Origin of the sequence: Paraburkholderia sp. UCT2, assembly GCF_014397665.1 — a bacterium.
GTDB classification, from domain to species: domain Bacteria; phylum Pseudomonadota; class Gammaproteobacteria; order Burkholderiales; family Burkholderiaceae; genus Paraburkholderia; species Paraburkholderia tuberum.
On record NZ_VZQO01000010.1, the window covers coordinates 152,637 to 167,921 of the forward strand.

Annotated in this window: 10 protein-coding genes and 2 pseudogenes; 7 read left to right on the forward strand and 5 right to left on the reverse strand. The window is 66.2% G+C overall.

Annotated features, from left to right (window positions below; translation table 11 throughout):
* The first annotated feature begins 37 nt into the window (after positions 1-37).
* Together F6X39_RS11270 and F6X39_RS11275 are read left to right on the forward strand one after the other, a co-directional pair.
* Complete coding sequence (locus tag F6X39_RS11270) at positions 38-1,807, forward strand: VRR-NUC domain-containing protein (protein ID WP_187616669.1); 1,770 nt, start codon at positions 38-40, stop codon at positions 1,805-1,807.
* Positions 1,804-4,065, forward strand: coding sequence for an ATP-dependent DNA helicase (locus F6X39_RS11275; RefSeq protein WP_187616670.1), 2,262 nt, complete (start codon positions 1,804-1,806; stop codon positions 4,063-4,065). The genes F6X39_RS11270 and F6X39_RS11275 overlap by 4 nt, the downstream gene beginning before the upstream one ends.
* A 41-nt stretch (positions 4,066-4,106) precedes the next feature.
* Here the strand turns inward: F6X39_RS11275 and F6X39_RS11280 are convergent, their stop codons facing one another.
* The 3 genes from F6X39_RS11280 to F6X39_RS11290 form a co-directional block, all read right to left on the reverse strand.
* Positions 4,107-6,764, reverse strand: a complete 2,658-nt coding sequence (locus F6X39_RS11280) for a mechanosensitive ion channel domain-containing protein (RefSeq protein ID WP_187616671.1) — start codon at positions 6,762-6,764, stop codon at positions 4,107-4,109.
* Positions 6,765-7,180: 416 nt separating this feature from the next.
* Complete coding sequence (locus F6X39_RS11285) at positions 7,181-8,608, reverse strand: sigma-54-dependent transcriptional regulator (protein ID WP_187616672.1); 1,428 nt, start codon at positions 8,606-8,608, stop codon at positions 7,181-7,183.
* Positions 8,609-8,627: 19 nt separating this feature from the next.
* Complete coding sequence (locus F6X39_RS11290) at positions 8,628-8,897, reverse strand: hypothetical protein (RefSeq protein WP_187616673.1); 270 nt, start codon at positions 8,895-8,897, stop codon at positions 8,628-8,630.
* 1,039 nt (positions 8,898-9,936) lie between these two features.
* On the opposite strand from F6X39_RS11290, the gene F6X39_RS11295 reads away from it, so the two are divergent.
* The 3 genes from F6X39_RS11295 to F6X39_RS11305 all read left to right on the forward strand — a co-directional run bounded on the left by F6X39_RS11295 (position 9,937) and on the right by F6X39_RS11305 (position 13,321).
* On the forward strand, positions 9,937-10,206 hold the full coding sequence (locus tag F6X39_RS11295) for a hypothetical protein (RefSeq protein WP_184059979.1): 270 nt from the start codon (positions 9,937-9,939) through the stop codon (positions 10,204-10,206).
* A 181-nt stretch (positions 10,207-10,387) separates the two neighbouring features.
* Complete coding sequence (locus F6X39_RS11300) at positions 10,388-11,590, forward strand: CpaE family protein (RefSeq protein ID WP_187616674.1); 1,203 nt, start codon at positions 10,388-10,390, stop codon at positions 11,588-11,590.
* 291 nt (positions 11,591-11,881) lie between these two features.
* The gene (locus F6X39_RS11305) at positions 11,882-13,321 is read left to right on the forward strand and encodes a nicotinate phosphoribosyltransferase (protein ID WP_187616675.1); all 1,440 of its coding nucleotides are present in this window, start codon (positions 11,882-11,884) and stop codon (positions 13,319-13,321) included.
* A 130-nt stretch (positions 13,322-13,451) separates the two neighbouring features.
* On the opposite strand, the pseudogene F6X39_RS11310 reads toward F6X39_RS11305, so the two are convergent.
* Positions 13,452-13,730 (reverse strand): annotated as a pseudogene (locus F6X39_RS11310) (LysR substrate-binding domain-containing protein); the annotation flags it as partial.
* A 286-nt stretch (positions 13,731-14,016) separates the two neighbouring features.
* Here F6X39_RS11310 and F6X39_RS11315 point away from each other — a divergent pair.
* Both F6X39_RS11315 and F6X39_RS11320 read left to right on the forward strand, forming a co-directional pair.
* On the forward strand, positions 14,017-14,496 hold the full coding sequence (locus tag F6X39_RS11315; RefSeq protein WP_187616676.1) for a nuclear transport factor 2 family protein: 480 nt from the start codon (positions 14,017-14,019) through the stop codon (positions 14,494-14,496).
* 3 nt (positions 14,497-14,499) lie between these two features.
* Positions 14,500-14,640: pseudogene (locus F6X39_RS11320) on the forward strand (2-oxoglutarate-dependent dioxygenase); the annotation flags it as partial.
* A gap of 39 nt (positions 14,641-14,679) precedes the next feature.
* Here F6X39_RS11320 and F6X39_RS11325 read toward each other — a convergent pair.
* Positions 14,680-15,117, reverse strand: coding sequence for a GNAT family N-acetyltransferase (locus F6X39_RS11325; RefSeq protein ID WP_187616677.1), 438 nt, complete (start codon positions 15,115-15,117; stop codon positions 14,680-14,682).
* Between the last annotated feature and the right edge of the window lie 168 nt (positions 15,118-15,285).

A 15,285-nucleotide genomic window follows, 5' to 3' on the forward strand; every position in this document is an offset into this window, starting at 1 on the left:
CATCACTGTATAAACATACAGGTCCCGCACAACGTCCGTGGCAACCGATGCTCGCTCAGAGATCCGCTCTGAAGCCCCTTACTACCTGCTGAATTTCGAGCGCGCGCTTGCGTGGCTCGCCGCGCGTTACGACGATCTGCTCGACGACGAAGAGCGCGCTTTTCTGGAAACTTTCGCGACGTTGCCGCAGGCATCGCGTGCGCTGCTGGTGCGCATGCTGATGCGCAAAGGCATGCTGTTCCGCGCGAGCCGCCTGGCTTACGACGAAATCGGCTGTCCGTTGCAGGCGGTGATGCCGATGACGGTGCATCGCTGGATCGACACTGAGCCGGCCCTGTCTCTCGACGACCTGTTTGCGCTCAGCACGCGTGCGCAATTGCTGGACATCTTCGCGGACGCGATCGCGCGGATTCCCGGCGCAAAGGCTTTGCGCAAACCGGATCTGCTCGAAACGCTTCGCGAGTTTTACGAAACCGCAAGCGGCGACGCGCAAGCATGCACATCACGTCCGCTCGCCGCCTGGCACGACGCGTCTACGGACCGCGTGCTGCACGTCGCGATCGCGCCGTTGTGCGATCGCTTGCGCCTGATGTTCTTCGGCAATCTGCATCAGGACTGGTCGGAGTTCGTGCTCGCCGATCTTGGCGTGTTCCAGTACGAGAAGGTCGCGTTCGGGCCTTTGTCGCGCGCGTTCCAGCAACGCGCGGACGTCGACGTTTATCTCGCGCTCCACGCGTGCCGCGAAGCGCTCGAATGGCTACCGGTCGACACCGACACCCCCACCCTTCACGAACTGATCGCGACCGTCCGCTCGATCGGCACCGCGAATCCGTGGCTCGAAACGCGTCGCGCGAAACTGCTGTTCCGGATCGGCCAGGATTGCGAGCGGCGCGGGCAGTGGGACACCGCGCTCGCGGTGTACGACGCGTGCGCTTGGCCCGGCGCGCGTCTTCGACGCATGCGGGTGCTCGAGCGCAGCGAGCGTTACGGCGAAGCGCTGGCGCTGGCCTCGCAGGCCGATGCCGCGCCTGAGAGCGAAGAAGAGGCGCAGCGCGTCGCCCGGATATTGCCGCGCTTGCGGCGCAAGTGCGGCGAGCCGGTGCCGCGCGCAGCAGCGGCGAGGCCTGTGGAGCGCGGCACGCTGGTGCTGCCGAAGCCTGATACGCCGGTGGCCGTCGAGTACCTGGTGCGCGATCATTTGAGCAGCGACGCCGCGCCGGTGCACTACGTCGAGAACGCGCTGATCAATTCGCTGTTCGGCCTGCTGTGCTGGGAGCCGGTGTTCACGGCGTTGCCCGGCGCGTTTTTTCATCCGTTCCAACGCGGACCGGCCGATCTGCACGCGCCGGACTTTCACGCGCGTCGCGCCACGCAGTTCGCCGCGTGCTTCGCGCAGCTCGATAGCGGCGTCTATCGCGACACGATTCTGCGGCATCTGCACGACAAGGCCGGCATGCAGTCGCCGTTCGTGTTCTGGGGACTGCTGACGCCCGAGCTCATCGCGCTCGCGCTCGACTGTCTGCCCGCCGCGCATCTGAAGCTGTGCTTCGAGCGCTTGCTGCGCGACATTCGCGGCAATCGTTCGGGCTTGCCCGACCTGATCCGGTTCTGGCCGGCCGAGCGTCGCTATGAACTGATCGAGGTGAAAGGCCCCGGCGATCGTCTGCAGGACAACCAGATCCGCTGGCTCGCGTACTGCGCGCAGCACGGCATGCCGGTGCGCGTCGTCGACGTGCGCTGGGCCGGGCAAGTGGCGCAGAGCGAAGCGGACGCCGCGAAGCAAGCCGAAGCGGAGCGGGTCGTATGAGCTACGTGGTGGCCGTCCGCGCGATGTGCGAATTCACCGCCCGGCGCGGCGATCTCGATCTGCGCTTCACGCCCGCGCCGACTTCGCTCGAAGGTATCGCGGGTCATCAGATGGTCGCCGGCCGTCGCGCGAGCGGCTACGAAACCGAACTCACGCTGACGGGCACGCATCGCAGTCTGACCGTGCGCGGCCGCGCGGACGGCTACGACGGAATCGCGAACCGGCTCGAAGAAGTGAAGACGTATCGCGGCGATCTCGCGCGTATGCCCGCGAATCATCGCGTGCTGCATTGGGCGCAGGCACTCGTGTATGGGCATCTGCTGTGCCGGGCGCGCGGGCTCGGCGAGCTGACGGTCGCGCTCGTGTACTTCGATCTCGGCAGTCAGAAGGAAACCGTGCTGACGCAGCAGCACAGCGCGCGCGAACTCGAAATCTTCTTCGTCGACCAGTGTGAACGATTTCTCGATTGGGCCGTGCAGGAAGACGCGCATCGCGTCGCGCGCAACGCGGCGCTCGTCGCGTTGCAGTTTCCGTATGGGCGGTTTCGGCGCGGGCAGCGCGAGCTCGCGGTGGCCGTGTATCGCGCGGCACGCGACGGCAAGCCATTGATGGCGCAGGCGCCGACCGGTATCGGTAAGACGCTGGCGACGATTTTTCCGTTGCTGAAAGCCTGCGGCGAAGACCGGCTCGATCGCGTGTTCTTTCTGACCGCGAAGACGCCGGGCCGCGCGCTCGCGTTCGATGCGATCGACTCGCTGCACCAGAGCGCGCCGTTGCCGCTCAGAACGCTCGAACTGGTCGCGCGCGACAAAGCCTGCGAGCATCCGGACAAAGCCTGCAACGGCGAGTCCTGTCCGCTCGCGCGCGGCTTTTACGACCGTCTCGATGCGGCGCGCGCCGCCGCGTTGGCGACGCCACGGCTCGATCGCGCGGCGGTGCGCGAGGCTGCGCTCACGCACAATATCTGTCCGTACTATCTGTCGCAGGAGCTCGCGCGCTGGGCCGATGTGATCGTCGGCGATTACAACTACTACTACGACGGCAGCGCGATGCTGCATGCGCTCACGCAGATCAACCAGTGGCGCGTCGGCGTGCTGGTCGACGAAGCGCACAACCTGCTCGAACGCGCGCGGCGCATGTATACCGCGTCGCTAGATCAAGGCGCGTTCCGGCTCGCGCGCAAGAGCGCGCCGGTGGCGCTGAAGAAGCCGCTCGAACGCTTGCAGCGCGAGTGGAATGCGGTGAAGAGCACGCAGACGTCCAGCTATCAGGTGTATGCGGAGGTGCCCGGCAAATTGCTGTCCGCCGCGCAGAACCTGATCGGCGCGGTAACGGATCAGCTCGCCGACGCGCCGTTGTCGATCGACGAACATGCGCTGCGCGTTTTCTTCGACGCGATGCACTTCGTCGCGCTCGCCGAGCAGTTCGGCGAGCACTCGATGTTCGACGTGACATTGAGCACCGACCGCTACGCGCCGCGCGACAAAACCAGTGCGACGCTCTGCGTGCGCAACGTGATCCCCGCGCCGTTCCTCGCGCCACGCTATGCGGCCGCGCGTACCACGGTGATGTTCTCCGGCACGCTGAATCCGCAGCATTTCTATCGCGACACACTTGGGCTAGCCGAGGACACGCAATGGCTCGACGTCGAGGGACCGTTTCGCGCGGAGCAGTTGCAGGTGCACGTGGCCGCTCATGTGTCGACGCGCTGGCGTGACCGCGAACGCTCGCTCGCGCCGATCGTGGAGCTGATCGCGAAGCAGTACGACTCCCAGCCCGGCAATTATCTCGGGTTCCTGAGCAGTTTCGACTATCTGCAACGCGTGGTCGCGCTGCTGCGCGAGCGGCATCCCGGCTTGCCGGTGTGGGCCCAGGAACCCGGTATGGACGAAGCCGCGCGCGACGCGTTTCTCGCGCGCTTCAGGACGATGAATCAGGGCATCGGCTTCGCGGTGCTGGGTGGCGCGTTTTCGGAGGGTGTCGATCTGACCGGGCAGCAACTGATCGGCGCGTTCGTCGCGACGCTCGGTCTGCCGCAGATCAACGACGTCAACGAGCAGATGCGCCGCGCGCTCGATGCGCGCTTCGGCAATGGCTACGACTACATGTACCTGTATCCGGGTTTGCAGAAAGTCGTGCAGGCGGCGGGGCGCGTGATCCGCACCGAAGAGGACCGCGGCGTCGTGCATCTGATCGACGACCGCTTTCGCAGGCCGGAAGTGCGGCGCCTGTTGCCGCGCTGGTGGCAGGTTCGCTAGCGCCGCGCTAGCGAACCTTTACGCGCGCGACGCGCGACGCGTCACGCGTGCGGCGAGGTCGAGCCCGGATTGCCGGGCGTACCAGGGCCGCCGGCCGGGCTCGGGTCAACCGGGATCTGGTCGTCGAGCGGCGCGTCGCCCTTGTGCGGAGCGTGGCCGTCCCCCGCGGCGTCGCCGTCGGGCCGGTCGCCATGGCGTTCGCGCGGCGGGGCCGTATCGAACCTGGCCTTGCTCGCCGGGTCCCACGTGAGCAGATGACGCTGCGGATTCGCGATCTCGATGCCGAGTTCGCCGAAGCGCTCGAGGATGCGTCGGTTGAATTCGCGTTGCACGCCCCAGCGCGACGTATCGCGGCATTGCATCTGGCCGGCCAGCGTGATCGCCGAACCGTCGACCGCATCGACGCCCCAGAACGAGAAGTCCGCCAGGATGCCGTCCTTGAAGTTGTCGTCCGTGCGCAGCGATGCGCCGATTTCCTTCAGCGTCTCGATCGCGCGCTCGACGTCCTGGCCGAACACGATATTCACGCGCACCGCCGCGTTGCCGATGCCGCGATTCGTGTTGTTCACGGTCGACACCGAGCTGAACGGCACCGTAAACAGCGAGCCGTCGCCGCCGCGCAGCCGCACGGTGCGAATCGACAAATATTCGACGGTGCCCGACACGCCCGCGAGCGTGACCCAGTCGCCGACCTGCATCGCGTTTTCCATCAGCAGAAAGATGCCGGTGATGAAGTCCTGCACGAGCTTCTGCGAGCCGAAGCCGAGCGCGACGCCGAAGATGCTCGCGCCCGCGAGCAGCGGGCCTATGTTCACGCCGAGTTGGCTCAGGCCGGTCAGCACGACGACGAGCGCGATCACACAGAAAAGCGCGGTGCGCAGCATCGGCATCAAGGTGCGCAGACGCGCGGCGCGTACCAGATCGCCGTTGCTCGTCCAGTTATCGAGGCGACGTTCGGCCGACACGTTGACGACCTCCCACACCACTAGCGCGATGATCGCGGCGACGGCGATCGTCGCGAGCGCCGAGGCGAGCCGGTGGCCGATCGTGCCGCTGCGGAACAGATCGATGACGCCGACGCCCCACGCCTGCAACAGCACCAGCGCGGTGACGCTGCCGATGATCCAGCCGATCACGCGCCGCAGCGCCGGATAGTATCGGTAGGCGTGCTGATGCACGAGCGAGTGTGACGCTTCGTCCTGCACATGAAAGATGCGCGCGAGCGCGCCGAAGATCACGATCGACGCGAGCCGTGCGCCGAGCAGTATCGCGAGCGTCATGCCGCCGATATTCACGAGCGCGTGATAGCCGTTCCGTACGTCGAAGGCCCAGACGAACCACAGGCCCATCACGATGACCACGGTCACCACGGCCCACGCGTCCGCGAACGCGTTGCCGAACATCTCCAACGACTCGTGAGCGGCGAAGCGATTGCGGATCCGGTTGGCGACCGGTTTCGCGCAGCGCAGCACGAGGATCGAGATCATCACGTGACCGGCGAGTGCGACCACTTTCAGCAGCGCGAGATGCGCGGCGTCGTTCATGCCAAGCGCCTGCGCGACTTCGGCTAGCGCGACGCCGGCGCCGACCACGCTGACGATTCGCACGATCCAGCCGAGCACGAACGCGGCCCACGCATCGCCCATGCGCAGCAGCCGCAGACGCGGTGCGCTCGGCTGCAGGAAGAACGCGCCGACGATCACGACGCAGCGGCACACCACATAGACGTCGATCAGCGAATCGAGCGCGCGATCCTGCGGCGTGCCGTTGCCGGTGAAGATCGACATCAGCGCGCTCGCCGCGCCGAGGAACACCGCGATCGGCACGAGCCGCACCAGCGTGATCAGCAGCGCGCGCGGCAGACGTTGCAGCAGCGTCCAGTGGTGCGTCGCGTTGCGCTTGCCTTCGGCTTCGATGGCGCGGCCTTTGGCGGATGGCGTCGCGTACGGCGCGGCCGGGCCAGTCGCGACGGCTTGCGCCTGCGCTTCGAGCACTGACGGCACCGATGACAGCGGGGGCAGCGGCGGCGTGCTGGGCGGCGGATGACCTGCCGGCGCGGCGCCGGCGGCGTGCGCGGGCGGCGGTGAGTTGTCGTTGTCATCCTGCAGCGCGGCTTCGCGGCGCGCGGCGATCGCCCGATAGACGCGCCGCAGCAGCCGCCGCGCCAGCCATTCGAGCACCAGAGCGGGGATCAGCGCGGCCAGCAGCGACCACAGCACCTCGAACAGCACCGCGCGCGCGTGCGGATTGGCGAACTGCCAGTTCCACCATGCGCGCACCGACGCGACGTCGAGCAGCGCGGCGATCGAGCCGCGCAGCGAGGTCGCGAGATAGCCGGCGTAATGCGCGCCCTCGCGCGCGAGTTGCGAGGCGAGGCCATTGGATTTGAACGCGTCCGGCACGAGCGCGGCTGCGCCGCTTGCGGCGGCGGGCGCCGACGCCGCCGCCGGCGCGGATGCGGGCGGCGCGCTCAACGCGCCGGCCGCGGCGATCGCTTGCAGCGTATCGGCGACTTGCGCGCGGCGTTTGGGGTCGTTCAGGACTGCGAGCGCGTCGCGGGCCTGCTGAGGTGTCAGCGTGACGGCGGCGGAAGCGGGTGTCGCGGGCGTGGGATGGGCAGGCTCAGGCGCGGCGGCGAAGACGGGCGCCGCGCCTGCGAGCAGAAAAATGAAAAAACAGACACGCAGAAATTTTGGCATAGGGTGTAAAGCGGGATGAAGCCAGTGCGGACGATTGTGCCGGAACATGGGCTGTTTCAGCGGGGTGACCCGGGACCGACACGGGGCGGGGCGCTGAAGTTCCTGCGGCGCAGGCCCGCCGGACGGGCGAAAGGGCCGCGAGAGCGGCGCCCGTCGGGCGGGGCGTTCACCCGACAGGATAGCCGATGATGGCCGGCAGGCCTGTCGAAGGCAGCAGAAAGCCTGCCCGGAAAGCCCCGTGGGCGGGACTGCGCAGGAGGTAGGAGGCCGCTTGCCGGGCGGCAATGCTGGCGGCGGCGCGAGGATGTTCTCGACGACCACGCTACGTGCGGGCAGAGCACGGAAAGTCGGGAATGCTCAATCGCCGTGACCGTGCGCTGCTAAGCGTTCACTACAAAAAACGCTTAAATCCGCGCTTATGCCACTGAAGAGGTCTGGCGCTCTGCTTCGTCATCGGCATGGGGGCCGCTGCTCGCGCCGCGTCCGGCCGGCTCCTGATGCAGCCGGTTCGAGTGCATCAGCCGGTACAGCGTCGCGCGCGAAATGCCGAGTTCGGCCGCCGCATCGGACAGCTTGTAGCCGTGCCGCAGCAGCGCGTTCTCGATCGCATCCTTTTCGGCCTTGCTGCGGATTTCCGCCAGCGTGACCGCCGGGCCATTGTCAGCTTCGGGTAGGCCGAGGTCGCTCGCGGTGATGAAGCGGCCCTCGCTCATCACGACCGCGCGGCGCACGCAGTTGATCAGCTCGCGCACGTTGCCGGGCCACGGATAGTTCGACATCGCGACGATCGCGTCGCTCGACAGGCCGCGCAGCTTGCGCGCGCCGTCCTGCTTGTACATGCTGAGCGCGTAATTGGCGAGTAGCTTGATGTCGCCGCCGCGCTCGCGCAATGGCGGCTCGACGAGGCGCAGCACGCACAGCCGGTGATAGAGGTCGGAACGGAAACGCCCGTCTTCGACGGCGCGCTCCAGATCGACGTGGGTGGCCGAGATCACGCGCACGTCGACGCTGATCGGACCGTTGCCGCCAAGCCGCTCGATCGTGCCTTCCTGCAGGAAGCGCAGCAGCACCGCCTGGCATTCGTGCGGCATGTCGCCGATTTCGTCGAGAAACAGCGTGCCTTCATGCGCGCTCTCGATCCGGCCGAGCTTGCGTTGCACCGCGCCGGTAAAAGCGCCGCGCTCGTGGCCGAACAGTTCGGCCTGCAACAGGCTCGGCGGAATCGCCGCGCAATTGATCGCGACGAACGTGCGGCCCGCGCGCGGCGAGCGGTCGTGAATAGCACGAGCGGTCAGCTCCTTGCCGGTGCCCGATTCGCCCGCGATGAACACCGGCGCATCGGTCACGCCGCATTTGTCGATGCGCCGGTAGAGCTGCTGCATCGGCTCGCATTGCCCGACCATGCCGTGGCGGCCGAGCGACGGCTCCGGCGCGACGCGCGGCTGACGCAGGCTCGACAGCCCATGCGCGTGGCCGAGCGCGAACACGAGCCGCTCGTTGAGCCACGGCTGCGTGACGAAGTCGAAGCAGTAATCGAGGATGAAACGGCTGACCAGCTCGTTGTCGGCCTGGCCCGGCACGATCTGCGCGACCCAGTTGGTTTCGACGCGGCGCATGCACAGCGCGAGCGCGGACAGCTGCTGTGACGTGCAATCTTCGGGCAACTGAACGAGACCGACCTTGATGTTGCCGCGTTCGATCATGCGTTCCGCCACGGCCGTGCTTTTTGCGTGCACGGCTTGCCATCCCGATGCGGCCAGAAACTCGACGAGTATCTGGTCGGGCGCATTCGCCACGTACAGAACCGTGCGTTCCATATCGGCCGGCGTACAAGTCGTAGTCATGGTTCCCCCCGTTCGATCCTCAGGACTGCCGTGCGACGTTGTGAGATTCAGGCGGCCAGTTGCTGCACTCCGGCTGCGACGCATTCACGACAGCAGCAATCACGAACAAGGGACACGCTGCAAGCGCGGCGCGAACCGGAACGCGCTGCATGGCGGACCGATTCATGCAATGGCGGCGACCTTGTCGTTCATTGCTGAAACTGCCCGGCGATTTTTTCCCCGAACCGTGAAAACCACTTGAACCGTGGCTTGCCTCGTTGACCTGATAGAAGCGCTCTGATTGGCGCATGGCCTAACGATAAGCGAAAGCGCCTGAAAGCGCCAGACAAAGAAACAGGGATGAAGAATGCGGGTTGGATTTTCGGATTAACACGGATCACTAATGAATAAGCGGTCAAGGCCGGTTATGCGCGGAATCGCACATTGCGTAGCAATTGCCCTGGTATTAAGGCGTGACTAAAACGGACGGGGCGCGAGCAGTCATGTTTCACAGTTGCGACAGATTGGACAGCGCGAGTCGAATGCGCTTTGCCGCGCCGGGTGGGGCGCTTTGCCAACCGGAAGGAGCGGCGAAGCCGCGTGTAGCCGGCCCCGCGGCGAGTCAGCAGGCTGGCGAGACGGAGCGGGAGGCGCGCTTTGCGGCCAGCGCGCGGCGATTTGGCGTGTCAGAAACGAATCAATGCGCGCCACGCCAAAAATCGGGCAGGCTCGCACTGCGTCAAAAGCAAACCGATTTCTCGGCAGCGTGAAGCCGTGACGGGCGCCTTACCGATTCGAACGCGTGTTGGCATAACCATTGCAATAAGGTCTGCACAGAAAAATGTTTTGCGGCCAGGTCGACGGTACGGGGAAAACCGGATTAAAAAAGACCGGCGGTAAAAATTCACTCGCAGACATGGTCGGGGAAGCCATCAGGTGTTTGCGGGAGCGCGGCGGGGCCTTCTTGAATACCGTTAGAAAACGGGTGAGTGGCGGACCGGTTTGGCGGCCATTCAAAACCGGACGAAAAAAGGGCAACGACTTCGCCGTTTTTCCTTTTCGACTTTTTGTCCTCACGACGCGAAAAGGGTGGCGATAACGACAGGCAACGCGCTGGCAACGTTCGCGAGCGACGCGCCGCAAAGGGAAGGGGCAGCGCCGGATCAGGACACCGGCCGGCGCGACGAAGCGGGGAGAGAGGCCTAGTCTCCACAGAGAGACGGATATACGAGGTGAACCAGGGGCCGTGTCCGTGGGTTGGCACGGGCACGGCGACCTGGCCCAACGGCCGGGGCGCTGAGACCAGACGGCGTGACCTGGCGCAAATCTGCTCGACATCGGGGGCTGACATGAAACCACAACTGATTCGCAGGCCGGCCGCTTCGGGAGGAACCAGAAGCACTTACCGGCGGTATGTCGCGGCATCGCGCGCGCGCTTTTTCGCGCAGGCGGCGGGCTCGTCGGTCGATCTGCTGACGCTCGTCGTCGCCGAGGCGCTCGAGCGCCGAGCGCAAGCCGAAATCCGCCGCGACCTGCTGCGCGACGCGCTGTACGCCATGCCGGTGCGCGCTGAACGCAGCGCGGCGCAGCGGCGCGACGACGATGAAACCGACGTCTGACGCTTGCCGCTCGCCGGCTCGCAGCGACTGCGCAGGAATTCGATAACACCGTTTGCCGGCTCATGGTTTTCACGGAGGAGCGTCGCGGTAAGGAACTCGCGCCGAAGCCTGCGTCGTCAATCGTGAACAGACGACTGGAATAAAAGCCCGCGCATGACGCGCCAAGCGCCGCAGAGCTGCCATGATCGACATCTTCCTGATTGCCGCGAGCATCGAAAACGCGCAACGAATCGTCGTGCGGCTCGAAGAGAGCGGCGTGCGTTACCGGCTGCGCACCGCGTTCGGTCCGGCCCGGCAACTGCCGATGCACGCGCGCGTGGTCCGCGGCGCCGACCTGCTGATCGTCGACGACGCCAATCTGAGCGTCCGCGGACTAGACGGCATCGAGGAAACGCTCGCCTGCGCGCCGACGCTCCATTGCATGCTGGTGACGCCGGCGCCGTCCACCGCGCTGATCGGCGCGGCGCTGCGCGTCGGCGTGCGGCAGGTGCTGTCGTGGCCGCTCGATCGTCAGGCCGTCGTCGATGCGCTTGCGCAGATCGAAGCGCGGCGCCGCGAGACCGGGCGCCGCCACGCGCGCGTGGTCACCCTGGCGTCGAGCAAGGGCGGTAGCGGCACCACGCTGATCGCGGTCAACCTCGCGTGCGCGCTCGCCGCGCGGCGTGAGCGGCGCGTGCTGCTGATCGACCTGAGCCAGCAATTCGCCGACGCGAGCCTGCTGATGGCGAATCGCCCCCCGCCCATGACGCTCGTCGATCTGTGCTCGCGCAACGAGCAACTCGACCCGGCGCTGTTCGACGCGTGCGCGATGCACGTGTGCCCGAACCTGGATCTGCTCGCCGGCGCCGGCGATCCGTTGAAGGCCGCCGAACTGCTGCCCGGTCAGCTGGACCGGATTCTGACGCTGGTGCGCGAGCGCTACGACGCGGTGCTGATCGACGTCGGCCCGAGCCTGAATCCGTCGACGATCCGCGCGCTCGCGCATAGCGACGCGATCTGCATGGTGGTGCGGCAGAACCCGCTGTACCTGCATGGTGCGCGCCGCATGCTCGATATCTTTCGCGAACTGGGGCATCCGTCCAGCAAGGTGCGGGTCGTCGTCAACCAGTACGACAAGGACGCGCAGATCAATCTGCCGATGCTCGAACGCACGCTCGGCGCGAAGGTCGCGCATCAACTGCCGCGCGACGATCAGCACGTCAACGATGCGCTCAGCCGCGGCGTGCCGCTCGTCGCGTGCGCGCGCGACAGCGGGCTCGCGCAAGGTATCGTGCTGCTCGCGAACATGCTGTGGCCCGCGAGTGCGGAGCGCCGCAGGAGCATGCTCGGCAGGTTGCTCGCGACGTGGCCGAATCTGCCGCCGCAATTGAAGCCGGGGGGCTAGGACGACGTCTATTCGCTGCTCGAGCCCGGTCTTCTGCTGGTGAACCTCGAGATCCGGAACATGATCGTCTGCGGCTGCAGTTGGCGCTGCAGGTCAGACTCATCCTGCGCGAAGAGAAGCTACAGTCCGACGACGAGCGCTATCGCGCATACCGTAGTAAGGTGAGGTACAGGGTCATCCCCGGCATAGTCTGTAGGCGTAAAGCCGCGGCCTCAGAGTTTCGAAAGCGTCGGGCAGGCTCGCGCCGTCCGGTCACTCCAGCGAGAAAATCACGTGAGCGCAGCACCGTCCATGCAAAACGCGCGGGGTTTCAGCGACCTCGCGTCGATCCTCTCCAATCCGATTCTGAATACGGATTCGTACAAGGCATCGCACTATCTGCAATATCCGCCCGACGCGACGGCGATGTTCTCGTACATCGAATCGCGCGGCGGACGTTACGGCCGCACGCTGTTCTTCGGCTTACAGATGCTGCTGAAGGAGTACCTGTGCCGGCCGGTTACCGGCGCGATGATCGACCAGGCGCGGACCTTCTTCAGCGCGCACGGCGAGCCGTTCAACGAGGCGGGCTGGCGCTACGTCGTGCAGCGATATGGCGGCCATCTGCCGGTGCGGATTCGCGCGGCGCCCGAAGGCTCGGTCGTGCCCACGCACAACGTGCTCGTCACCATCGAATGCGACGATCCGCAGGTGTTCTGGCTCACGTCGTATCTGGAGACGATGCTGATGCGCGTGTGGTATCCGATCACGGTCGCGACGCAAAGCTGGCATCTGCGCCAGACGATCCGCGCGTATCTGCTCAAAAGCAGCGACGATCTCTCGCAGCTACCGTTCAAGCTGCATGATTTCGGCGCGCGCGGCGTGTCGAGCGCGGAGTCGGCGGCGATCGGCGGCGCGGCACATCTCGTCAGCTTCATGGGCTCGGATACGGTGCTCGGCGTGGTTGCGGCGAATCACTACTACCGCGATCGCATGGCCGCGTTCTCGGTGCCGGCGGCCGAGCACAGCACGATCACGTCGTGGGGCCGCGAGCGCGAAGTCGACGCGTATCGCAACATGATCGCCCGCTTCGGCAAGCCGGGCGCGATCGTTTCGGTGGTGTCCGACTCTTACGACCTGTTCGCCGCGCTGAACGCATGGGGCGGCGAGCTGAAGCAGGCCGTGCTCGATTCCGGCGGCATGCTCGTGATTCGCCCGGACTCCGGCGATCCGTGCACGATCGTCCTGCACACGCTGCGCTCGCTGGAGGCTTCGTTCGGGTCGCAGACCAACAGCAAGGGGCGGCGCGTGCTCGACCATGTGCGCGTGATTCAGGGCGACGGCGTGAACCCGGATTCGATCGTCGCGATCCTCGCCGCGATGGACGAGGCCGGCTTCGCCACCGACAACATCGTGTTCGGCATGGGCGGTGCGCTGTTGCAGCAGATCAACCGCGATACGCAGCGCTTCGCGATGAAGTGCTCGGCGATCCGGCTAGGCGACACGTGGCACGATGTGTCGAAGGATCCAGTCACGGATCACGCCAAGCGCTCGATGAAGGGCCGGCTCACCTTGCTGCGCCATCGCCGCACCGGCGAGTACCGGACGGTCACGTTGCCGATCGCGTGGGACGGGAGCACGGTGGAGGGCGAGTGGGATGAAGCGCTCGAGACGGTGTTCGATGCGGGCCGCTTGCTGGTCGATACGTCGCTGGCCGAGATTCGAGGCCGCGCATATGCGGACGAAGGTTGATCCAGCTTTCTGACGCATCGGCATGGTCACGAGCGGGCAGGTCATCAGCGCCCAGTAGCGCTGCATGAAGGGCAGACCTACCGCAATATCCGACAGGATGCCGACCCCGATCAACGTAGCGACGCTGCCGTCAGCGTGAATCTTTACCATTGCGCGCGAAGCGCAGGAACGCCTTGCCGGCGGGCGCTCGCTCGTGCCGACGAAACGCGAGCGCGATTTCGGACGCAATCGGCTGACCGGCGATGTCACGGTAGACGACGCCCGGCAGCGCGATGCAATCGGCGAGCGTATGCGGCACGGCCGACACATAACCGCCGGGCGACACGCAGGCGAGCACGGCCGCGAGCGTACCCGGACGCGGCCCGAGCCGAGGCGAGAAGCGCCCGCGCCGCGCGACTTCGAAGGTGCCTTCGCCGCGGGTTTTGCGGCGGCGTTGGGGGTAGCGGCGCTCGTCGCGGCGTCGGTGGCGGCGGTGGTGTGGACGCTCGCCGGGCGGGCGGAGGTAGTGCGCTTCAAGGGAGCGGTGTCGGAAGGGTAAAAGCCGTGGTCGGCTCGCGCCGGCCCCCCCTTTTCACGCCGTTTTCCGATATCGTGTGCGCCATCCCCGCCGCCTACCGCGCGCGGGCTGTTTTTCCGGAGCGCGGCGCGACTCTGCGCGTGCATGACGCGCTCCCGCAATACACGATACGACATCAATGAGCCATCCCAACACCGAGCTGATCGAACATTTCTACACCGCCTTCCAGCAACGCGACGCCGAGACCATGGTTGCCTGTTATGCCGACGACGTCGTCTTCAGCGACCCCGCTTTCGGCGAGCTGGTGGGCGACGAAGCGCGCGACATGTGGCGCATGCTCGTCAAGCATGCGCAAGACTTCACGCTGACCTTCAGCGACATCGAGGCGGACGACCATACCGGCCGCGCGCAGTGGGTGGCGCGCTACCGTTTCGTCCAGACGGGGCGCGACGTCGTGAACCGGATCGAGGCGCGTTTCGTGTTCCGCGATGGGCTCATCGTCGAGCATCGCGACCGCTTCGATCTGTGGCTGTGGATGCGCCAGGCGATGGGCGTGCGCGGCACGCTGTTCGGCTGGTCGCCGTTCGTGCAGCGGATGCTCAGGCAGCAGGCGCGCCGAGGGCTGCTGCACTATCGCGGGCAGTTGACGCGCGACTAGGTGCGCGCGGGCGGCGCGGTGTATTTCCGCTACATGAACGGCCAGCGCCAGCTCGATCCGTCGACTCTGCACGGCGGCGCGCCGGTGCTTGCCGGCGATAAGTGGATCATGACGAAGTGGATGCGCGAGCGCGCGTACGGCTGAGGCTGGGTCACATCAGTGGGAGGCGTGCCGAGGCGGGGCCTATTCGGCCGCTTTGTAAACATCCGGTCGATGCAGCTCCATATACCGCTCGGGGTTCTCGAGCGACGTGAACCCATGCGGCGCATAGACGTGATGCGCGTCGGTCGTGACCAACATGATTCTGCGCGGCGTGACGAGCGAAGGGCTCGCAAAGATATGTTTCATCAACGCCGACGCATAGCCCTGGCCGCGATACGCGGGCAGCACGAACACGTCGCATAGGTAGGCGAAGGTCGCCTCGTCGGTGACGAGGCGCGCGAACGCCATCTGCTTGCCGTCGACAAACCCGCCGAAGCACAGCGACCCGGCGACGGCGCGCTCGAAGGTCGCGCGTGGCATGCCTCGCGCCCACGGCGTTTCCTGCGACAGGAATGTGTAGACGATGTCGAGGTCGAGATCGTCGATGCGGCTGGAAATCGTCAGTTCGCCTGCTTGCACGGCGCGTCTCCTTTTGATCGCGCAGCGCTTGCGCGTCCCCTAGGGCCTGTTCACGCTAATAACGGGCTTGCGCTGGCCGCCAGAAGGGCCGAGCGCAAGGATTGCGACGCAACGAATACTCGACGTATTCGCAAGGAGCATGACGCGGCGATCGGCCCTTCTGGCGGC